A 22,655-nucleotide genomic window follows, 5' to 3' on the forward strand; every position below is an offset into this window, starting at 1 on the left:
ACTCAAGGTTTTGAATTATTTTCTTGATGACATGAGCTGAGCTTGCTTATAGATATCTATTAATCGCCTGTAGTTGGCTGCCTCATTATAGTGTCGTTCATATTCATTCCGAGAATTATGAGCCATTTGTTTTAGTGCCTCTGGATCATGCCATACTGTTTGCACTTCATTTAGCAATGAGCTTAAGTTCCCTGCTTCAAAAACGACTCCTTGAACACCATGCTTGACAATAGACGGCAAGGGGCCAATATCGGATACGGCGACTGGTGTGCCGAAAGCAAATGCTTCGCGGATTACCATAGGAAACCCTTCAAAACATTGCGAAGGGAGAATTAAAAGCTTGGCTAATGCAATTTGGCATTCAGCCTCGTCAGGTGGCAATTGCCCAAGGAATTGAATAGTCTTACACCGCGCTGCTGAAACTAAGCCCTCTAATCTAGGTTTTAATTCGCCATCACCCAAAATTTTTAGGATAGGTGCAACCTCTCCCCATACCAACCATGCCTTAACAAGAGCTTCTATACCTTTCTCAGAAGTGAGCCTACCTGCAAAAATGACATAGTTTTCTTTTTTCTCCCAAGTTGTCTTTATAGGAGAGCCGGGATAAAAATTAGGCTTAACATGAACCAACTCACTGGGAAGGCCTGCTTCAATCACAAGCTCTCGCTGAAATTCGGTTAATGTAATAAAAGCATCGACATGCTTTACCCACGTCCTCAAGTAACGGTGTAAACTGATACTTAAAGCTAGTGGCAGTGTTGCCAGTCGACTACCTCGATAACAACCATGTTGAAGTGCAGGAATAACAGAGCGCTGGTTTATACATAATGTACATACATCACCGTTCCTCATAGGAACAGCATTAGGACAGAACAGGCGATAGTTATGTAAGGTTAAAACACGCGCTGCCTTTTTACCGATAGCATGAAAAATGCTAGGTGAAATCAGAGGAAAGGTATTATGAACGTGTACAATATCCGGCTGAAAGCTACTTACTGTTGATGTAATCGCTTTCGTCATCCAAGGATTCCACGCGGTTGCTGCCGCACCTTTGATTATACCAGCAATGCCTTGCTGGCGAATTTCATCACTATGGCGTGTGAATTCTTTGACCTCATGTTGATTACGTTTTAGTAATTTTTTTTCGATTTCAAAAACTTGATTTTCACCAGAAGGAGCAGATGACCCATAAAAATTGTGAGTTAGTAATATGTTCATAACCATTATCCCTTAATCAACTTCAACTGCTAGTTTTTTTTTGGTAAATGCTATTTATATCAATAGCCTTTTGCTCCCACGACAACTCACTTGCTTTTTGCTGAGCCCCATGAGCTATATTTTGACGATAAGCTTCATCAGTAGCTAATCGAGTTACAGCCGCTGCGAAATCTCTAACCACTTGATTGGGGGTTGTAACTTCTACTTTAATACCACATGTATCATCAACAACACCGGCAAACCCACAATGATCTAAGCAGACAATAGGGAGTCCACATGCAAGCGACTCCACTGTGACTGTTGACGTCAAATCGCGTAAACTGGTTATTAACATTACGTGGCTGTCCAGCATTACTTTCAGAACCTCGCTACGCTCTAACCAGTAATGAAAATGACAATTATTATAAATACCAAGTCGCTTAGACATCAATATCCAATCTTTTGTTAAGACACCTTTACCAAGAATATGTAACTCCCATTTCAGATCCTTGGATAGAGTAGCTAATGCACGCAACGCGATATTCAAAGCCTTTCGCCTTACATGAACTCCTGTCCAAACTAAACGCAAAGGTTTATTTTGATCACGAGCAACCACTAACCGTTTCAGTGGCGTTTGCGGAACCCCTACTTCGCACATAAGCGCACTACTTACACCCCAATACTTCAAAGCCCCTAGTTGGTTCTCTGGTGTTGCTGCAATCAACCCCTTTCCTGCTACTCTTGCAGCCATTCTGGGACGTACTGAAAAATGCATCTGCCATAAGTTGACAACGTTATATGCAAGGTAATACCCCCCCCCCCACCCCATAGCTGGAAGGAAACGTAATGGAAATAGCCCCATCCCACCAACGGGGCCCCAAACGAAAGGAACACCAAGCTTCCAAAGATAGCCTGGCTCCCTAAAACCTACCATGGTTAACTGATGCACCAAATCAAATTGAACCTCACAATGCAGTTTTTTCCCTAAATTAAAGGCATCAACGTGCCATTGCCTATAGTACCAATAATAGGACGGAGGCCAAAACTTCCTCAGCAAACGATTTCGCTTTTTCCTAATATAGTAAAAATGAACAGACTTTAATATCTCAGGATTTTTTGAAACATACTTATCAATATCATTACGAAATTTTTCTTCTTCAACTATAACCCATAACTCATGGTGCTTGGCCAAAGCATTGACAAACCCCCAGCCGACCCCTGGTTCGGAGCCCATAAAGGGGCTACAAGCATAAGAACTTATAAGAATTCTCATAGTGATTCTCTGAAACTCGTTAGCATACGGTCTATTATAAAGGAAACACTTGCATCCACCGTCACCTTTACAGCCTTGCCATCACTTTCAAATAAATTTTCTGCCGAGCTAAGTTGCCTCTCTATCTCTCTCACAGTTAATTCTGGCTTTCTCGAGTGTATTACTTCTGCAGTACCATTAAGATAAAAAACAATATCAGGCTTCGGGATTGTCAATAAAAGTAAATTTATAATGCCGGATACTGAATTCACCCTAAATCTCTTAGGATCAATTATGAGATCATAAAAAAAACGATCATAAATAATTACTGTAGGTTTACTTGCAATTATTGGTCTATCTTTGATCCAATAACCTATGATGTAGTCTAAATACAAGTAAAGTACTCTGAAAATAGATACAATAAAACCCGATGGGGCCTCAGAATGAGGTATTTGAGGAACTCCTGGTATAGCATCTTCAATACTAGACAAAGGGCGTTTCATCTTAGATAAAGGAGGGAGTAGCCCAGGGCGTAAATGACGTGTTACAACTGCATTGTGAGTCGACTCATTAAGAACAGATGATAGTTGTTTTATCAAGGTTGATTTACCAGAACCATCAGGACCAACTAAAGCAATTATCTTACCTGAAGGTGACATATATCTTTTAATTTTATCGTAAAAATCAAGCATAAAATTACATATTAAATATGGCTTTTTTTTAAGCTTTGCTTTAAAGAAAGAGGGCTCCAACCTACAGCTGATCACACTCTTTCCATTCACTAACAAGCTCTGTTGAAAAACCGTATTGACCTCGGCGATTGTAGAAGCTCCTATACATGAAAATAAGCTTTTGATTTCTTCCCAATTTTCGTTGAGACTTAAAAGCTCCTTCTCTTGAAACTTTTTTCTCACCTCTTCGCCCACTATTCTATTATTATTAAGAAGCTCTTTAAGAAACCACAAAAATACTGAAAAATAATCTGGTAATATATGTACCCCTCTATGAGTTAATGCATTAACTGCATTAAAATCATCCAGAATATGAAAACCTTTATAATATAGCCCTATATTAACATCCAAGCATACACCCCACCATTTTTCTTTACCCTCAGCTCCAAGCAAAGTAAGCTTCTCAAAACTTTTGGACTTGGAGCTTCCAATTATAGATATACACTCTCCACAAGAAACCTTCAAAGTACGAATAAAATCGGTATAACTATCAGGACTAATTAAAATATCAATATCACTCCCGTTAGTACTATCTGGTAAACTCCGGTAATTTCTCATTACAAAGTAAACAACCCCTATTTCATTCAATTTCTCAAAAAAACCAACTAAAAATTGCCTTTCCGATGTACTACCCATTAAATAAGTCCATTTGTTTCAAAAGTGTCTGAACATTAGGCACGAAGCCATATATAACAACGATTGTAATTGATAATAGTTTGACCTTCATATTCTTAGCACTAATATTACAAAGAATCAGCAGGGCCTCAATAGTGAAATTAAAGAACAGTATTCTTGATGCACTTTCCGTTTGATCTACCAACGTAAGCATTAAAAATATCGCGAAGAAGAAAGTTCGATAAATATTTAACTCTAAATTGATTGATGAGTTATCTATCATCCAATAATAAGTACTCAATACATAGATAAAAAACAAAGGCAAAACTTTAGATAACCCAGAATCAACCTCACTATTTCTTGTAGTAAGATTAAAATACTCTGGAAAAATAACATATAGAACCAACGTAGCAAAAAAAGAATAAATCAAGTACAAGAAAACCCGTCTAATCTTAAAAATCTGTTTCTTATTAATTAACCTAGATTCAATCTTTTCTCTAAAAATATTGTAAATTACTATAGGTACAATAAATAATGCGCTACTCCAGTGAAATGATTGAGCTACAACCAAAAAAAAGAAACTACGAAAATATTTTCGCTTCCGGAAATTAACAATTAGGAAAATAATAAAACAAGTTGCTAGTCCTTGCCTAAGAACATTCTCAGTCGATAAAAAGTGGCTAACACTTAAAATACAAATTGATGCTACAAAGAAAATATTCTCTTTTGGTAGCACTGCTTTATACGACCAAATCATGAAAAAACTAATGAGCAACTGCAGTGCCATAATTTTACCTGTCACACTCATGTTTGGCAGAAGAAAACCTATCACGTTATAAACAAGCTGAAAGAAGTAATCTATGTTTGCTGCCTGACTCTCGAGCTGATAGACATATGAAATTAGAACATCGCCTGTGAACTTCTGAGTAAGAATTAACGGGCTAAGCAAAGTCAGCACGATTACTGAATAAAAATATTTAGTATTTTTTAATATTAATATAATCGAAAGCACATGAGCTAGTGACCATAGAGTAATAAAAAAATTCATTTCTGCTTTGATCTATAAAAATATATGAGAAATATTTCGAATACAATACTAGACATTATCGCACCTACTCCTCCTAGATAACTAAAAAACATGAGTACAAATGGAATGGAAAGAAAAAAGGAAGAAATCGAGCACTGAAATTGCTCTTTAAACTTACCAAACGAAGAAATTATTAACTCCATATTATTTCTTACAACCAAGAAAAGCAAATAAATCAGCCAAATAGTAACAAAAAAACTCAAGTCTTTATATTTCTCAAAGTAATTCATATCCAAAATATACTGAACAGAAACTAATAAAAAAAGAGAATACAAAATGTAAGCCAATATCTGAACTTTAAGTGCAACCAAGGAGAGCTTTTTTACTTTATCTTTACCATTTTCAGACCTTAATTTAGTATAGTATGGTAATAAAACATTAGATAAAACCGGCATCATCATCACAAAAGGGGTAATAAAAACTCTCGACGCACTAATTTTTGCAATATCTTCTGTTACCAGAAAAAATGACGCTAAAAGTACATGCCCTTGCGACCTTATAATATAGAAAAAGTTATTGACTAATGCCCACTTACCATTTATTAACAACTTAAGAAACAACTTATAAGTACTAACAATACCTAACTGGAGGGTGAGTCTAATTCTTAATAGCATGTAAAATGTCGAGATCACCTGTACCAAACAAAACAAAAGTAACCCAGTTGTTGCACAAACCGACAAATTTTTTACTTTAAAAAAAAATAATGCTATCAACACTATTAAAGCTGATAATATACTTCCTTCAACACAGATAATAATTCTTTCTTCTAAAAATGAATATCTCGTAAGAACCTCTTTTATCGAAAGAAATAAAGAAGCAACTGCAACTAAAGATAATTCAATTCTATATACATCAAATAAATATGCAAATGGAATCAACAACAAAAAAAGTATTACAATCAATAAAAGTATCAATATTATTGCTTCGAACACAACTTCATGCTTTCTTTCATTTTTACCTGAAATAAAAATTACAACTTGGGTTGTAATAAGAGCGCTTATAGAACTACTTATAAGTAGTGTAACAGAGTATAAAATACTATATAATCCAAACTCTGACTTGCTCATTAGTACCATATAAAACAGTACAAGTAAAAATGATGTAATGCTAGTTATAGCCTGATTAACCATACCAAGTGAAAACTTTTTAAAAAACATCTTTAACTAATCCATCAGCAGGCCTTTTTATATTTAATGTAAATAGAGTTTATGTCATTTGAGTCCGGATTTCTGCTCACATTATAGGAAATCATAGATATATAACTAAATCTAATTATTTTTTCCATATAGTAAAGTTTTGTATATAAGGCAGCATTTACATCAGAAACATCAAACTCTTTACTTAGTTTATGAGAAATTTCTGAAGCAGACCACCCGAGTGAATCCAAGAAGTGACAAGCATCATACATAGGTGTTTTTAATGACACCCACTCCCAGTCTATTAATTTAATGTCATCTTTTTTAAACAATATATTCCACTTGGAAAAATCCCCATGAGATAGATTTAATTTAATTCGATAATCTTTACCAAGTTTATTTATTATATCCACAAGATCATTTCTTATATTTTTATTAATAGACCTTAAAACACCATCTTTAGAATGCAAAATAACCAAACCCAAATATCTTTTAAAATATAATTTATCTAAAAAAACTTCACTAGAAGCCGCACTGGAAATATCCAATGATATACGTAAAATTCTTTTTATATTTTTCTTAGAGTAAAATAAAAGCTCTCTATAACCCGCATCACTTTCAAAATACAATGTATTACTATCAATTACTTTAGGTATTTGGAAACTTACCTTTTTAAGACTCTCTTTTAGCGCTTTTTCATACCTAAAAACACCTTTAGTTGACTTTTTGGCTTTTCTTTTTTTTAAGTTCTGATATATATGTACTTTTTTTTCATTATAGTATATATAAGTGTCCTTCCCAAAAAAATGCTCTCCCCCATGCCATACACATATTAAGCTACAATCATTGCATATATTATTTTCTATACTGAGGGGTATAGACAATTTTTCGACTTTAAATTTAAAGAGACGGACTATAAGTTTAAACGGAATAACTTTAAGAACATTGAATATATCAAAAAAATTAGCGCTAACATGTGCTTTCTTTGATAACTGATACAGTTTTTTCTCCATTATAACTTACTCTCAACTCTTCTTTTGATTATATAAAAAACATATAATGGACTCTCAATAATCTCCCTTACAGAGAACCTAATACCTTTCTTCCAGAAGATAATAGTTCTTATTTTTAGTAAGAAATTAGAGGCATTTTTTTCGATTTGACTGTATTCTTTCGAACTTGAAAATATGTTTCTTTGCTCAACTATCATGGCTAATAGTGTTTTCTTATTTAGCGATATATTACTATTAATTCTATAATTTCCAAGATCACCATAGACTTTTAGCAACCCCCCACCTAGTCGAGATACACGATAATAAAACTCATGATCTGCTGAGTAGTAACTCTCATTAAAGAAACCATATTTTTCAAATATTACCCTATTTATAGTGAGCCCAGTCATTGAAAATGGACACTTCCATAATAAACTTCTATGACTTACAGTTTCGCTACCTGTAATAACACCGTCTTTCCTTACTGACTTTGAATCACTAAAAATATTCACATCAAAACCTATTATTGTATTTAAAGGGTCTAAGCTATGATCTTTACCAATTATTTGGTCTAGTTTCTCTAAGTGATTTTCACACAAAATATCATCATCATGCAACATTACAATAAAGCTTCCACTTGCTTGTCTGACACAATGATTCCAATTACCAACCATGCCTAAATTTTTTTTATTCTTTATATATTTAATATATTTTGTGTTACACCGTTTAATGTGTAATTCAACAGAATCCTCTTCTGGGTTATTATTACAAACTACTATTTCATATAACTCTTTGGAATATCTTTGGTTAACAGCACTTTCAAGTGCTTCTATCAACAGCTTTTCACGCTTAAAAGTTGGAATAACAATGCTATATTTAAATTTCATATCGGTCTGTCAAATTAAAGGTCATATACCATAAGCGCTATATCTAAAGTTACTCTAATCTCGACTTCAATTGATGTAACAAGATTAAGTACTCTCTATGGCAGTTATCGACGTTATTTGTAAATCCTGTAACCGTATAAGTGATTATCGAAACGGAAAATCACTCACTGGAAAGCAGCGATATCCTTGCAAAGGTTGTCGTCATTGTTTTCCAAATACATCATCATTAAAAAGCCCATGAGCCTGACGTGACCTACAAGGTTGATACATGACCCGACAATCTTTATAAAAAAATTCACGCGTATTCCCTTACAATACTTTTTAGACCTGTGTGTAGTAAAGCTTTAGGGCTCCAACCTAAATTAAGTAATGTTTGGTTATTTACTGCTACTGTCATCATTTCTCCTTCGCGATAAGGTATAGACCCAAAAGAGAGTTTTGTTTCCACTGGGTTAATTTCTATTTCATATATTTTTTTTAATTGCTCTAAAAAACTTCTAACAGTAACCAACTTTCCTGTGCCAACATCAAATTCACAGAAAGTTGGTAGCCGTGATGATTTTTCTAAAGTGATTAAATACGCAGAGACAACATCATCTATATGAATAAAATCACGGCGCTGCTCGCCTTGTGTGAGTTTTATTTCTGTTACATTTTCTCTAAGTTGTGACAATACCCAAGGTATAAACTTATTCGTATCATCTCTTGGGCCATACATATGCTCTATTTTTAGATTGATTACCTGAACATTACCACATTGTTGCTCCAGCCATTCGACAAATTGTTTTTTAGATAGTGCATAAATATTTAAATGTTTTTGTAGCAAAGTATCTGTATTAAAAAAAGTATCTGTATTGTATTTTATACAAGCATCAAAAACTCTTAATCCGAATAACAAATTACTCTCAACAACTTGGTGCATAGATTCACCTTTGCGCCCATAAACACAGGCAGTATGAATCACGCTATTTATGCGTTGCTCTTCAAATACCATTTCTAATGGTTGCTTATCTACATCATAACTGACAGTACTGGGAAGAAGTTTTTCGATGCGCCATGTATTTGAAGTTGAACGTTTTAGAACAACAACTTTATGACCTTTTTCCAACAAAGCTTCAAGCAAGTGGCTTCCTAAAAAACCAGTTGCCCCTGTCAGCAAAATAGTTTGTTGTTCGCACATTAGAAGTTTACACCAAAGAATGTTTCTAGCTTGTCTGCAACATAGTCAAGATGCTCTTTATTAAGCCCAGGGTATATACCCAACCAGAAAGTTTGATTCATCGTGTTATCAGTATTGGTTAAGTCTCCAACAACACGGTATGGTAAGTTTTGGAAGTAGGGTTGTCTGATAAGATTTCCAGCAAACAACAAGCGTGTACCGACTTTGTTCTGATCAAGGTATTTGATCAAGTCATTACGATTAGTGTCGGTGTTTTGTTTCAGCGTAATGGGGAAGCCAAACCAAGAGGGTGTTGAATTGTCAGTTGCCTGAGCAATATCCAAGAAATCAGTCAAAGTTGCTAAGCGTTCCTTTAAGTACTGATAATTGGCAATACGCTTTGCAATAAACTCTGGTAGGCGTTGTAATTGCGCTAAGCCACACGCTGCCTGCATATCTGTGATTTTTAGATTGTAGCCAAGATGAGAATAGGTATATTTGTGATCATAACCCTCAGGAAGATCCCCTAGTTTTTGTGTAAAGCGCTGTCCACAAGTGTCATCACAACCTGGTTTGCAATAACAATCGCGTCCCCAGTCGCGGAATGATTCGGCGATACTGATAAGTTGATTATTATTGGTGAAAACAGCCCCACCTTCTCCCATAGTAATATGGTGTGCAGGGTAAAAACTAAGCGTTGCTATATCTCCCCATGTACCGACCATTTTATTATCATACTTTGCACCTAGCGCATCACAACAATCTTCTACGAGCCAAAGGTTATATTGGTCACATAAGGCCTTCACTTTAGCTAGGTTAAATGGGTTGCCCAAAGTATGCGCTAGCATGATAGCTTTAGTTTTCGGAGTAATCGCTGCCTCAATCAGTTCAACATCAACATTATGTGTTTTTAGGTCAACATCCACAAAAACTGGAATGGCGCCAAACTGCACAATAGGATTGACTGTAGTCGGGAAACCAGCAGCAACTCCAATAACTTCGTCGCCCTTCTTAATAGCTCGCTCACCCAGCTTTGGGGAGGTCAATGTACTAAATGCAACTAAGTTAGCCGATGAGCCAGAATTAACTGTGATCAGGTGCTTAATACCAATATAATCAGCCAATTGCTTCTCAAATTTTTCATTAAAATGACCTGTGGTCAGCCACCCATCCAAAGAGGCTTCAACCATGTATTGCAACTCTGGCTCCCCAATCACTTTTCCAGAAGGTGGAATAATATTGGTTCCCAGCTCAAATGGTTTATCAGCGTATTGTAGTGCTGCATATTCACTAACTAATTCTGCAATTTTTTCCCTTAAAGCTTTAGTGTTTTGCATTTTTCATTTCACTCATGTATTTATTAATTTCACTAAGGCAAATAGCTTGCATATCTTGCTTACTTAACCAAGCTTGGTGCCATTCAATAATTTTTGCCAATGCCCTATCCAATCGCCAAGTGGGTTGCCAACCGAGTCGTGCTTTTGCTTTGGAAATATCAAGTTTCAAATAGCCCGCTTCGTGCGGATGAGCATTTTGATCCAAAGTCCAGCTTGAACCTTCCCAGCACGACACCATGTGATTAAGTATCCACTCAACGGGTTGAGCGTCTTCATCATGAGGACCAAAATTCCAACCCTCAGCATAGCTTTCTGGCTCTTGATAAAGTTGTTGTGCCAGCAACAGATAACCGGATAAAGGTTCGAGTACATGCTGCCAAGGTCGGGTAGCGGATGGATTCCGGATGACAACCGCTTTTTGGAACTCAAATGCCCGCAGAATATCTGGGATAAGCCGATCACTTGCCCAGTCGCCACCTCCGATAACATTACCAGCTCTAACAGAGGCCAAACCTATTCCTTTCTCTTGCATAAACGAGCGGCGATAAGCCGAAGTTACTAGCTCTGCACAACCTTTGCTGCTGCTGTAGGGATCATGACCGCCCATCGGCTCATTTTCACGATAACCCCAAACCCATTCACGATTTTCGTAGCACTTGTCTGTCGTAACATTAATAATCGCTTTCAAACTAGTGCAACTTTTGGCTGCTTCTAATACCTTAGCCGTACCTATCACATTGGTTTCGTAGGTTTCAATAGGCTCCTCATAAGATAGCCTGACCAAGGGTTGCGCCGCCATATGAATCAGTATGTCAGGATTAAACGCCGCCATGCTGGCAGTGAGCTGTACTAAGTCCCGAATATCACCAATCTCTGATTCGATTTTTTCAGCAACACGTGCTTGTTCAAACAGGCTCGGTTGAGTCGGCGGCGTTAATGCGTAACCCTTAACGGTCGCCCCTAGCGACCCCAGCCATAGAGCAAGCCAACTGCCTTTAAACCCCGTATGACCTGTTAAATAAACTCGTTTACCTTGCCAAAAACGTTGGTCAATCATTGGCTTCTTTCCATGTTTTCCATGGTGCTTGTCCTGCTTGCCATAATTCCTCCAGATGACATTTGTCCCTCAGGGTATCCATGGGTTGCCAGAAGCCTTGGTGTTGGTATGCCATGAGTTGATCATCCTGAGCAAGCCCCATTAAAGGCTCTTGTTCCCAAATACAGCTATCGCCATTAATACGATCAAGTACTTTAGGCGACAGCACAAAAAAACCACCATTGATCATTGCGCCATCACCTTTGGGCTTTTCTTGGAAACTCCTTACTTGCTGATTCTTGATTTCTAAGGCCCCAAAACGTCCAGGAGGAAAAGCGGCTGTTAGTGTCGCCTGTTTACCGTGTTGCTGGTGAAAAGCGATTGTTGCCTGAATATCAACATCGCTGACACCATCACCATAAGTAAAACAGAAGGACTCTTCGTCCCTCAAGTAGCTGGCAACACGTCCTAAACGTCCACCAGTCATTGAGTTATCACCCGTATCAACCAACGTAACTGTCCACGGTTCAGCACGTTTCTTATGAACATCCATCCGATTATCTTTCATAGAAAAAGTGACGTCCGATTGGTGGAGAAAGTAATTAGCAAAATATTCCTTAATGAAGTACCCCTTATAGCCACAACAAATGATGAAGTCATGAATACCATGTGAAGAATACATTTTCATGATATGCCAAAGAATAGGCTTTCCACCAATTTCGACCATTGGTTTAGGCTTAGTGATAGTTTCTTCGCTTAAGCGTGTGCCTAAGCCACCTGCTAATATAACTGCTTTCATGGTTTAAATTGTTCTTTGTTAGTTTGAAGGGAGAAAAGCATCTGCGTAAAATGAACTGGGCACAAGACCAGCCTGAATAAAGTCAGACTTAGCCGCCTCAATCATAGCTGGGCTACCACACGCGAAAACATCCATTGAACTGAGACTTGGGAAGTCAGCAAGTACTGCATGGTGGACTAACCCTGTTCTGCCTTGCCATGAAGAGCTAGGTGTAGAACAAACAGGATGATAATTTATCCATTCATAACCTTTTGCCCATTCAGAGGGTAGTATACTGTAAAATCCCTCTGCTGTTTGATTACCCCAATAAATCCATATCGGCGTAGTTTCCTGCGTCGCCAAGATAGATTGAACCATACTTTGTACAGGCGCGAACCCTGTCCCACCCGCTAAAAAGATAAGAGGCCTCTTAGTAACGATACTGGCTTTTCGCCTAAAGAATGTTCCAAAGGGCCCTTCAAGCCGTAACAAATCATTTATTTTAGCTTGCTCAAATAAATATTGACTAAACTTACCTTGCACCACTTTGCGTATGTGTAGCTCAATTTTATCGGCCTGTGCCGTTGATGCGATGGAGTAACTACGACGGATATCACCTATAATTAGATCAATGTATTGACCTGAAATAAATGGAAGTCTTTGATTTGGCGGTAAGCGCAGTGTCAGAACAATGACATCTTCACTGGCGTATTCGAGTAAGTCGATACGGCATGGTAATGTCTTAACTTGAACGTCATTTAATTCAGTTAATAATTCAAGCTCCAATATCATGTCTTGACTAGGTATAGTGGTACAAGTTTTGATGGTACTGGGGCTTTGGCCTTCAGACTTTACTATAGCTACACATGAGTCGCACTTTCCCGTTTTACAGCTATAGGGTAGGGCAACTTCTTGCCGTAATGCTGCTTGTAATATAGTTTCTTCATCACTTACAGTAAAAGATAAATGTGAAGGTTGGAGGGTAACATTGTACATATTAATTTACGGTTCTATTAGTTGCGAAAAATCAAGATATGTCTTTTGAATCCCCTGCTTTAGATTGGTTTTAGCTGCCCAACCACACGAGTGCAATAAGCTTACATCTAAAACCTTCCGCATCGTCCCATCTGGTTTACCAACATCAAATACAACCCTCCCTGTAAAACCCACCTCATCCATTATGGTTTCCGCGAGTTCCCGAATCGTCACATCCTGTCCCGTACCTATATTGAGCACTGAACCTGTATAGTCTTTCTCCATAAAAAACACACAAGCATCGGCTAGATCGTCCACATACAAAAACTCACGCCGTGGCGTACCCGTCCCCCACACCACTAGCTCCTTATCCCCACGCAACTTTGCCTCATGCGCCTTACGTAATAGAGCGGGAAGGACGTGGCTGTTTTCCAGGTCATAGTTATCATTCGGTCCGTACAAGTTCGTGGGCATCACACTAATGTACTGCCGCCCATACTGTGCGTTATAGGCCTCACATAACTTTATCCCAGCAATCTTTGCAATCGCATACGGTTCATTAGTGCACTCCAGCGCTCCAGTAAGCAAATACTCTTCCTTAATAGGCTGCGGGCAATCACGCGGATAAATACAACTGCTACCCAAAAACATCAACCGTTGTATACCTGCTAAATGTGCTCCGTGTATTAGATTGGCTTCAATCATCAGGTTTTGATATAGGAATTCAGCTCGATAGATATTATTTGCATGAATACCACCAACTTTTGCCGCCGCAATAAAAATATAGTCCGGCTGCTCATCCGCTAAAAACTGATGCACCGCCGCCTGATTGAGTAAATCCAGTTCCTGCCGCGAACGTGTAATAATGTTAGTATAGTCACCTGCTTTCAGACGACGCACCAAAGCGCTGCCGACCATGCCACGATGCCCAGTAACAAAAATTTTTGCATTTTTATTCATGGTAATTAAAGGCACTAAAGCCATGTTTTTTAGTCAACTCATCCCGTTCTGCAATCCGTAGGTCTTCCTGAACCATCTCCTGCACTAGCTCTGCAAATGAAGTACGTGGAGTCCAACCAAGCTTCTCCTTAGCTTTCGTCGGATCGCCTAACAAGGTCTCCACTTCCGTCGGACGGAAATAACGCGGATCAACGGCCACAATACATTTACCGTTGTCATCATAACCTTTCTCATCAACCCCTTCGCCTTCCCAACGAACCTGCATTCCTAGCTCTCTGGCAGCAATCTCAATAAATTCACGTACACTGTATTGTTCGCCCGTAGCAATCACAAAATCTTCCGCGTTATCCTGCTGCAACATCAACCACTGCATTTCCACGTAGTCTTTCGCATGCCCCCAGTCACGCTTGGCATCCATATTGCCCAAAAACAAGCAATCTTGTAGCCCCAGTTTAATACGCGCCAAAGCACGGGTAATCTTACGAGTCACGAAGGTTTCACCACGCTTAGGAGATTCATGGTTAAACAAAATACCGTTACAAGCATACATCCCATACGCCTCACGATAATTCACCGTGATCCAATAAGCATACATCTTGGCAACCGCATAAGGGCTACGCGGATAAAAAGGCGTTGTTTCTTTCTGCGGTATTTCCTGTACCAAACCATACAATTCCGAGGTAGAGGCCTGATAAAAACGCGTTTTCTTTTCGAGCCCCAAAATACGGATGGCTTCAAGAATTCGCAAAGCACCCAACGCATCAGAGTTAGCCGTATACTCAGGCTCTTCAAAACTCACCGCAACATGACTTTGTGCCGCAAGGTTATAAATCTCATCCGGTTGCACCTCCTGAATAATACGCACCAAGCTGCTAGAATCGGTCATGTCACCATGGTGCAATACAAAGCGCTGCTCAGTCTCATGTGGGTCTTGATATAAATGATCAACCCGGTCGGTATTAAACAAGGAGGTGCGGCGTTTGATGCCGTGTACCACATAACCTTTTTCCAGTAAAAACTCCGCAAGGTATGCGCCGTCTTGTCCAGTGACACCCGTGATTAGAGCGACTTTTTTATTAATTCCTGTCATTTGTAATTACCTATAAGTATTCCTAACTACGCCCGTAGACATCTTCAAACCGCACAATATCATCCTCACCCAGATAACTCCCTGATTGCACCTCTATGATTTCTAAAGGCACTTTACCAGGATTACCGAGAGAGTGAGTTTCACCTAGAGGGATATAGGTAGATTGATTTTCTGTCAGCAGCAAAGTTTTATCACCACATCGGACTTCTGCCGTGCCGTTAACCACAATCCAGTGCTCTGCACGATGGTGGTGCATCTGCAAAGAAAGTTTCTCACCGGGTTTGACCACGATCCGCTTTACTTGAAAGCGCCCACCTTCATCAATGCAGTCATAGCTACCCCAAGGGCGATTGACCTCGCGATGAATACTAGCCTCGCTACGTTGTTGGTCTTTCAGTTGTCCGACAACATGTTTGACGTGTTGCACTTTGTCACGGTGTGCCACCATAACCGCGTCTTTGGTTTCAACCACCACTAAGTCATCAACACCCACTAACGTGACCAAGCGATGTTCTGCATGCACTAAGTTGCCTTTGGCCTGATGTGTTAAGACATCGCCGTGCAGTACATTCTGCTGAGCGTCCTGCTGACCCACCTCCCACACTGCTGACCATGCGCCAACATCATTCCAACCTGCATCGAGCGGTATCACGACAGCGTCTTGAGTTTTTTCCATCACCGCATAATCAATCGAAATAGCCGGTGCTGCCGTAAATGCCGCAGTATTCAAACGGATAAAATCCAGATCATGACTAGGGTCAGCAAGTGCTGCCTGACAAGCCTGTAATACCTCAGGTTGATACGCTTCAAGTGCTGCTAATAATCGATCCACACGAAACAGAAACATCCCACTGTTCCACAAGTAATTTCCGCTATCGACATAGGTTTGCGCAGTTCCAGCATCAGGCTTTTCGACAAAAGCAGCAACACGACTGGCATCTAAATCCGTCAGACTCTCACCCTGCCGGATGTAACCATACCCCGTTTCCGCTCGTTGCGGCACAATCCCGAATGTGGTCAGATAACCGTCTTGCGCCGCCTGTGCTGCCTGCTGGATTGCTTGGTGAAACGCGTCGTTATCCGTAATCACATGATCGGCCGGAAGCACTAGCATCAAAGCGTCGCTTTTCCCCTGCTGAGTGAGGTGTAACGCTGCTAAGGCAAGCGCAGGGGCAGTATCACGTCCAACTGGTTCCAACAAAATACCTTGATGCGCCAGCTGTAATTCACGCAATTGTTCGGCTACCATAAAGCGGTGCTCTTCATTACACACCACCAAAACATCCTCCAGATTCGGGATACCTTGCAAGCGTTGTACGGTATTTTGAAAGAGGGTCAGCTCATCCACCAAGGGTAAAAACTGCTTTGGACGTAACTGACGTGACAAAGGCCAGAGGCGCGTACCCGAGCCACCAGATAAAATAACGGGTGTAATTGTAGGTGTCATCATGTGTTTTGAATTATTTTGCTAATTAAATGTGTTTTCTGTTGCATCAGAGAAGCATCGTTGCGACTTTCGACATTGAGACGCAACACCGGCTCAGTATTGGAGCCACGTAAGTTGAACCGCCAGTTTGCAAATGCCATGCTGAGACCATCAGTCTTATCAATGTCAAGCGCATCTGACACGAAGTTTTCCTTGACTACCTCAATACTCGCTTGCGTATCCTTCACTTTGAAATTGATTTCACCACTACATGGATAGGCAGCTACACGCTCACCAACTAAGCCTGACAATGACTTACCAGTGACACACAGTAGTTCGGCCACCAACAGCCAAGGAATCATACCACTGTCACAATATGCAAAATCTCGGAAATAATGGTGCGCACTCATTTCACCACCATATACCGCATCCTCAGCCCGCATCCGTTCTTTAATAAACGCATGTCCTGTTTTGGATTGGATAGGTACACCACCGTTGGTTTGCACTATATCCACCGTATTCCACGTTAATCGCGGGTCATGGATAATCTTTGCGCCCGTTTGTTTCTGCAAGAAGGCTTCCGCTAACAAACCGACGATATAATAACCTTCAATAAAATCACCGTTTTCGTCAAATAAAAAACAGCGATCAAAATCTCCATCCCAGGCGATTCCCATATCAGCATTATGCGCTAACACAGCACTGCTGGTATCGGCACGACACTCTGGCAACAATGGATTCGGAATACCGTGCGGGAACGTACCGTCCGGCTCGTTATGCACCTTGATGAAAGTAACCGGCATCAGCATGCGTTGAAATTCAGCTTCGAGCGCATCAACAACGTGCCCTGCCGCGCCATTACCTGCGTTAACCACCAACTTCACAGGCTTAAAATTATGAGGATCAATATAGCTAAGTAAGTGCTGCACATAGTCCGTCAAGCAAGACTTTTGAGTTAAAGAACCTCGTTGAGTGACCGGAGGAAATACATTAGCTTCCGCGATACGTTGGATCTCGTTCAGCCCTGTATCGCCACTAATCGGCTTGGCGCTTTCCCGAACCAGTTTCATGCCATTATAGTCCATGGGATTGTGACTAGCTGTTACTTCAACACCACCATCCACAAACAGATGGAATGTCGCAAAGTAGACTTCCTCTGTCCCAGTCATGCCTAAGTCGATAACATTAATTCCTGCATCCATAAGCCCATTGGCCAGTGCAAGTTTGAGCGACTCAGAAGTAAGACGCACATCGCCGCCAACAACTACGGTTTTCCCAGCACTTAAGAATGTGCCGTATGCACGCCCAATGCGGTAGGCGATATCATCATTGAGTTCTTCGCCCAATCTTCCACGAATATCATAGGCTTTGAAACACGTTAACTTATCCATGTATTTTTACTCGAAATTTTGAGCTGAAGCACAACAACCATGAACGCACCAATCGAATTTAGCACTCCAAGCACGCTACCGCCCTGCCATGTTTTCGTAGCATCAAAGAATTATTTATTTGAAAACAGGGAATCATCCCCAGAGACACATTATCAAGCCATTTTATACAAATCAGCCGGCGCAACCGTAACCTTCGCCTGCTCATTCAACACATTCATCAGCAGTATCGCTCTTTCCTCACCACTGTAGCGCTCAAATACCGCTTCCAGCCCCTGGAAAGAACCGCTGGTGATTATAACCCGATCCCCACGATGAAAGCGATCTAAATCTATCGCCTTTTCCTGAAATTGTGCTTCACGCTGCCGAAGCTCACTAACTAGCCCGTCTGACACACTCAACGGATAATCACCAAACTGCACAAACCCGGAGACCCCATACGTCGATCGTATTGGCGCCCAGTTATCATCCACGCGGTTCAACTGAATAAACAAATAACGGGGAAACAAAGACTCAGTCACTTTCACCAACTTACCTCTGCGACGACGCTCTCGCATCGCAAGGGGCCGGTAAGTTGTATAACCTTGATTATTTAACTGTTCCTCGGCATAGGCTTCTTGTCGGGGTTTACTAGTCAGCACATACCAAGCCGAACTATTAATTTGAGCCATTTTGACACCCTAAAATAATTTAAATTATTCAATGAATTTCGGAAATACTACCAATCCAGAGATGAACAAGCAATCAATAACCCGGTCACCATGTCTCATTATTAAGATTTCACAACTTGATTTTATTATTGCAGCAATATTAACAATACGTGAATAATGACGTAATCTACCAACTTACAGATAAGCGGTCAAACTCATCCCAGAAGCCAACATCACTTAAACCGATACCTATAGCAAAAAAGATCGTAACAAGACGCAACATCCATCCTTACACGCCACACAACCACTCTGATAAGGTATTCGCCACTCAAACAACACTCAGGAACCACCCAAATGCTTCACGCCCCCATCCCTGAACTCTACGTTTCCTATGAAAGCGCCCAAAAACTCAAATATGAAGCGGCCGAGCTACCCTCATGGGATCTTACCCCACGACAAATCTGCGACCTCGAACAACTCCTGAACGGCGGCTTCCACCCACTCCGGGGGTTCAACAACGAACAAGATTATAACGCAATCCTCAGTAATATGCGATTAGCCGATCACTCACTTTGGCCCATACCCATCACTCTCGACGTCAGCGAACACTTCGCCAGCAGCATCGACATCCAACAAGATATCGCACTGCGCGATCAGGAAGGCGTTATCCTAGCCATCCTCACCGTCACCGACCGCTGGATACCTGACAAGCAACACGAAGCCACCAGCATCTTCGGCACTAACGACACCCAACACCCCGCCGTCAACTACCTGCACAACACCGCTGGCAATGTCTATCTTGGCGGCCCCGTCACCGGCATCCAACCACCCGCACACTACGACTTCCGCGCCCGCCGCGACACTCCCAATGAGCTGCGCGCGTATTTCCGCAAGCTTGGATGGCATCGTGTGGTTGCGTTTCAAACACGTAATCCACTGCACCGCGCCCATCAGGAACTCACCTTCCGCGCCGCCAAAGATACACAGGCTAACTTACTCATTCACCCCGTGGTTGGCCTCACCAAACCCGGCGACATCGACCACTTCACCCGCGTGCGCTGCTACGAAGCCATCCTCGACCAATACCCCTCATCCACCACCACCATGAGCCTGCTCAACCTCGCCATGCGCATGGCCGGCCCACGTGAAGCCATCTGGCACGGCTTGATACGCAAGAACTATGGCTGCACTCATATCATTATCGGTCGTGACCACGCGGGTCCGGGAAAGAACTCTCAAGGTGAAGACTTCTACGGCCCTTATGATGCACAAGAACTATTCCGCGCCCACCAAGATGAAATGGGCATCGAAATGGTTGACTTCAAACACATGGTTTATGTGCAAGAGCGTGCTCAATATGAGCCAGCGGATGAAATACAAGACAAGGACGATGTCACCATCCTGAACATATCAGGGACAGAGCTACGTCGCCGCCTAAGTGAAGGTCTTGAAATTCCTGAGTGGTTCTCTTTCCCCACAGTGGTTGAGGAGTTACGCCGCTCTAAACCACCTCGCGCCAAGCAAGGCTTTACGGTATTCCTCACTGGCTTCTCTGGCTCTGGTAAGTCAACCATTGCCAACGCGCTCATGGTCAAGTTGATGGAAATGGGTGGTCGCCCCGTTACATTGCTGGACGGGGATATCGTTCGTAAGAACTTATCATCTGAACTTGGCTTCTCGAAGGAGCACCGTGACTTAAATATTCGCCGCATCGGTTATGTTGCCTCTGAGATCACTAAGAATGGTGGTATCGCTATTTGTGCTCCGATAGCGCCCTATGAGACTACTCGTCGTGCGGTTCGTGAAGATATCGAAGCCTTCGGTGCCTTCATTGAAGTCCATGTTGCCACCTCTATTGAAGAGTGTGAGCGTCGTGACCGTAAGGGCTTATACAAGCTTGCGCGCGAAGGTAAGATCAAGGAGTTCACAGGTATTTCTGATCCTTATGATGTACCGAAAAATCCTGAGCTAAGCATTGAGACTGAGAACGTTGATGTTGATCACTGCGCTCATCAGATCATTCTGAAGCTTGAGAATATGGGCTTGATTAGCTAACCCGGATAATCACTTCCGAAAACGCTGAAAAACACGCTCAAAACTGAGCGGGAAAGGGCAGCTGATACCATCAAACTGAAACAAGTCGATATCACATTCAGCTGCCTTTTGATACTGTCCATTGATCAGATGATAAACCTTTGCAACTAATTCATCCGGATAAACCAGCACATAATAACGCACGCCCTCTTCCTGATAGAGTCGATACTTCAGCCCCTCATCACGCCTCGCGGTTGACGGACTCAATACCTCGAACACAACATCAGGCGTTTTACTAATAAACTTTGGATTCTCATCACCACACACCACCGACAAATCCGGCTTAAGGATGGTTTGGCTACTGACCTTCCAGTCCTCATCTAACAACACATCACAGTCCGGGCAATGTTCCAATGCCTCTGACACATACTTAAACAAGTAACCAACCAGCTGCTGGTGAATTTTAACGGGCGCAGGCACCATGGCATAAGGCACTCCTTCGACCAACTCCCAATCGCCTTCCCACAGATAATAGTCCTCATAGGTGTAGTTCGGTAAGTCTTCCGCCAGTAACTTATACACAAATAGCCTCCTGAGCTGCTGATACCCTAAATATTGACACACAAACGCCCCACCACCAAAAGAAAAACGCCGCGAGATTGGCAAAGTAGCTTCTCGCGGCGCTTTTTTAGCACATCAGAATTATGTGTTGTTAGGTCGCTAGTATCAGCTTTCAGATTCAGCCGCGCGCGCCTCTAACATCGCAACAACCGGCAACTTTTTCCCCTCTAAAAACTCCAGGAATGACCCACCACCGGTTGAGATATAAGACACCTTATCTGCAATACCGTACTTATCAACTGCAGCCAGCGTGTCACCACCACCAGCCACTGAGAAACCATCAGACTCTGCAATCGCCATCGCAATCGCTTTAGTGCCTTCACCAAACTGATCGAACTCAAACACTCCCACCGGCCCGTTCCAGACAATCGTTCCGGCATTTTTAATCACCTCAGCGAGCTGCTTAGCAGACTCAGGGCCGATATCAAACACCATATCGTCATCTGCTATTTCATCAACTGGCTTTAATGTTGCTTCTGCTGTCTCTGAAAACTCTTTTCCACACACCACATCTATTGGTACTGGAATATTTCCACCATTAGCTTCTGCAGCTGCACTCAGACTTTTACAGGTATCGATTAAGTCGTCTTCATATAATGACTTACCCACATTATGGCCGTCCGCCGCGATAAAGGTATTAGCAATACCACCACCCACAATCAGTTGATCAACCACTTTAGATAAAGACTCTAATACTGTTAGTTTAGTAGACACTTTAGAGCCACCAACCAACGCCACCATTGGGCGCGCCGGATTATCCAGCGCCTTGCCCAATGCATCTAACTCAGCGGCCAGCAAAGGCCCTGCTGCGGCAACGGGCGCATACTCACATGCTCCATAGGTAGAAGCTTGCGCACGATGCGCGGTTCCAAATGCATCCATCACATACACATCACACAAACTGGCGTACTGACGTGATAATGTTTCGTCGTTCTTTTTTTCACCGGCATTGAAACGAACATTCTCCAGCAAGACGATCTGACCGTCTTCCAGCTCAGGCGCATTCTCCAGATAATCTGACACCAATGCGACAGACTGACCGAGTGCTTCAGTCATATAATCCGCCACTGGCTTCAGTGAGTACTGTTCTTCAGGCTGCCCTTCAGTTGGACGACCCAAGTGAGACATCACCATTACTTTGGCACCAGCCTCAAGCGCGAGCTTTAGACTAGGAAGTGACGCTTCAATACGTTTCGCGGATGTTACTTTCCCATCTTTGACTGGCACATTAAGATCTTGTCGGATTAGCACGCGCTTACCGGACAGGTCCAAATCAGTCATATTAACAATAGACATAAATATTC

Annotated in this window: 21 protein-coding genes; 2 read left to right on the top strand and 19 right to left on the bottom strand. The window is 41.5% G+C overall.

The genetic code is table 11. The annotated features are described in order from the left end of the window. Positions 1–15 precede the first annotated feature (15 nt). The 7 genes from DKW60_RS13920 to DKW60_RS13950 are packed head-to-tail and all read right to left on the bottom strand — an operon-like array spanning position 16 to position 7,897. Positions 16–1,218 carry a glycosyltransferase family 4 protein gene (locus tag DKW60_RS13920; protein ID WP_109838267.1) on the bottom strand — a complete coding sequence of 401 codons (1,203 nt, stop codon included), beginning with the start codon at positions 1,216–1,218 and terminating at the stop codon, positions 16–18. A gap of 22 nt (positions 1,219–1,240) precedes the next feature. Further along, on the bottom strand, positions 1,241–2,470 hold the full coding sequence (locus DKW60_RS13925) for a glycosyltransferase family 4 protein (protein WP_109838268.1): 1,230 nt from the start codon (positions 2,468–2,470) through the stop codon (positions 1,241–1,243). Continuing rightward, on the bottom strand, positions 2,467–3,816 hold the full coding sequence (locus tag DKW60_RS13930) for a nucleoside/nucleotide kinase family protein (protein WP_109838269.1): 1,350 nt from the start codon (positions 3,814–3,816) through the stop codon (positions 2,467–2,469). The genes DKW60_RS13925 and DKW60_RS13930 overlap by 4 nt, the downstream gene beginning before the upstream one ends. Then, on the bottom strand, positions 3,809–4,843 hold the full coding sequence (locus tag DKW60_RS24685) for an EpsG family protein (RefSeq protein WP_109838270.1): 1,035 nt from the start codon (positions 4,841–4,843) through the stop codon (positions 3,809–3,811). The genes DKW60_RS13930 and DKW60_RS24685 overlap by 8 nt, the downstream gene beginning before the upstream one ends. Beyond that, the gene (locus DKW60_RS13940) at positions 4,840–6,039 is read right to left on the bottom strand and encodes a lipopolysaccharide biosynthesis protein (RefSeq protein ID WP_109838271.1); all 1,200 of its coding nucleotides are present in this window, start codon (positions 6,037–6,039) and stop codon (positions 4,840–4,842) included. The genes DKW60_RS24685 and DKW60_RS13940 overlap by 4 nt, the downstream gene beginning before the upstream one ends. Positions 6,040–6,053: 14 nt before the next feature. After that, entirely contained in the window at positions 6,054–7,031 is a 978-nt protein-coding gene (locus tag DKW60_RS13945) for a phosphotransferase family protein (protein WP_109838272.1), read from the bottom strand. Then, positions 7,031–7,897 carry a glycosyltransferase family 2 protein gene (locus DKW60_RS13950; RefSeq protein WP_109838273.1) on the bottom strand — a complete coding sequence of 289 codons (867 nt, stop codon included), beginning with the start codon at positions 7,895–7,897 and terminating at the stop codon, positions 7,031–7,033. The genes DKW60_RS13945 and DKW60_RS13950 overlap by 1 nt, the downstream gene beginning before the upstream one ends. A 97-nt stretch (positions 7,898–7,994) precedes the next feature. Between DKW60_RS13950 and DKW60_RS24690 the strand changes: the two genes are divergently transcribed. Beyond that, the gene (locus DKW60_RS24690; RefSeq protein WP_109838274.1) at positions 7,995–8,138 is read left to right on the top strand and encodes an IS1 family transposase; all 144 of its coding nucleotides are present in this window, start codon (positions 7,995–7,997) and stop codon (positions 8,136–8,138) included. A gap of 54 nt (positions 8,139–8,192) precedes the next feature. On the opposite strand, the gene DKW60_RS13960 is transcribed toward DKW60_RS24690, so the two are convergent. From DKW60_RS13960 to rfaH, 10 genes are all read right to left on the bottom strand, one after another. Further along, positions 8,193–9,077: an NAD-dependent epimerase/dehydratase family protein gene (locus DKW60_RS13960; protein WP_109838275.1), complete on the bottom strand. Its 885-nt coding sequence runs from the start codon at positions 9,075–9,077 to the stop codon at positions 8,193–8,195. After that, complete coding sequence (gene rfbH, locus DKW60_RS13965) at positions 9,077–10,393, bottom strand: lipopolysaccharide biosynthesis protein RfbH (protein WP_109838276.1); 1,317 nt, start codon at positions 10,391–10,393, stop codon at positions 9,077–9,079. Before rfbH ends, DKW60_RS13960 begins: the two co-directional genes overlap by 1 nt. Further along, positions 10,380–11,450, bottom strand: a complete 1,071-nt coding sequence (gene rfbG / locus DKW60_RS13970) for a CDP-glucose 4,6-dehydratase (protein ID WP_109838277.1) — start codon at positions 11,448–11,450, stop codon at positions 10,380–10,382. Before rfbG ends, rfbH begins: the two co-directional genes overlap by 14 nt. Next, positions 11,443–12,228: a glucose-1-phosphate cytidylyltransferase gene (rfbF, locus tag DKW60_RS13975; RefSeq protein WP_109838278.1), complete on the bottom strand. Its 786-nt coding sequence runs from the start codon at positions 12,226–12,228 to the stop codon at positions 11,443–11,445. The genes rfbG and rfbF overlap by 8 nt, the downstream gene beginning before the upstream one ends. A gap of 18 nt (positions 12,229–12,246) precedes the next feature. Further along, positions 12,247–13,203, bottom strand: a complete 957-nt coding sequence (locus tag DKW60_RS13980; RefSeq protein ID WP_109838279.1) for an FAD-binding oxidoreductase — start codon at positions 13,201–13,203, stop codon at positions 12,247–12,249. A gap of 6 nt (positions 13,204–13,209) precedes the next feature. After that, positions 13,210–14,166, bottom strand: a complete 957-nt coding sequence (locus tag DKW60_RS13985; RefSeq protein WP_281271855.1) for a GDP-L-fucose synthase family protein — start codon at positions 14,164–14,166, stop codon at positions 13,210–13,212. After that, entirely contained in the window at positions 14,135–15,232 is a 1,098-nt protein-coding gene (gene gmd / locus DKW60_RS13990) for a GDP-mannose 4,6-dehydratase (RefSeq protein ID WP_109838280.1), read from the bottom strand. Before gmd ends, DKW60_RS13985 begins: the two co-directional genes overlap by 32 nt. 22 nt (positions 15,233–15,254) lie before the next feature. Continuing rightward, positions 15,255–16,682 carry a mannose-1-phosphate guanylyltransferase/mannose-6-phosphate isomerase gene (locus DKW60_RS13995; RefSeq protein WP_219988763.1) on the bottom strand — a complete coding sequence of 476 codons (1,428 nt, stop codon included), beginning with the start codon at positions 16,680–16,682 and terminating at the stop codon, positions 15,255–15,257. Next, positions 16,679–18,049 (bottom strand): phosphomannomutase CpsG, encoded by a 1,371-nt coding sequence (gene cpsG, locus DKW60_RS14000; protein ID WP_109838281.1) that lies wholly within the window; start codon positions 18,047–18,049, stop codon positions 16,679–16,681. Before cpsG ends, DKW60_RS13995 begins: the two co-directional genes overlap by 4 nt. A 152-nt stretch (positions 18,050–18,201) precedes the next feature. Next, positions 18,202–18,717: a transcription/translation regulatory transformer protein RfaH gene (gene rfaH, locus DKW60_RS14005; RefSeq protein ID WP_109838282.1), complete on the bottom strand. Its 516-nt coding sequence runs from the start codon at positions 18,715–18,717 to the stop codon at positions 18,202–18,204. A gap of 333 nt (positions 18,718–19,050) precedes the next feature. Between rfaH and DKW60_RS14010 the strand changes: the two genes are divergently transcribed. Then, positions 19,051–20,751, top strand: coding sequence for a bifunctional sulfate adenylyltransferase/adenylylsulfate kinase (locus tag DKW60_RS14010; RefSeq protein WP_109838283.1), 1,701 nt, complete (start codon positions 19,051–19,053; stop codon positions 20,749–20,751). 9 nt (positions 20,752–20,760) lie between these two features. Here DKW60_RS14010 and DKW60_RS14015 read toward each other — a convergent pair whose 3' ends face one another. Together DKW60_RS14015 and DKW60_RS14020 are read right to left on the bottom strand one after the other, a co-directional pair. Next, a complete protein-coding gene (locus DKW60_RS14015) occupies positions 20,761–21,312 on the bottom strand; it encodes a Uma2 family endonuclease (protein WP_109838284.1) in 552 nt (183 codons plus the stop codon). Between the two features lie 144 nt (positions 21,313–21,456). Further along, positions 21,457–22,647, bottom strand: a complete 1,191-nt coding sequence (locus tag DKW60_RS14020) for a phosphoglycerate kinase (protein ID WP_109838285.1) — start codon at positions 22,645–22,647, stop codon at positions 21,457–21,459. Positions 22,648–22,655: the final 8 nt, after the last annotated feature.

Origin of the sequence: Leucothrix pacifica (assembly GCF_003172875.1) — a bacterium.
GTDB classification, from domain to species: domain Bacteria; phylum Pseudomonadota; class Gammaproteobacteria; order Thiotrichales; family Thiotrichaceae; genus Leucothrix; species Leucothrix pacifica.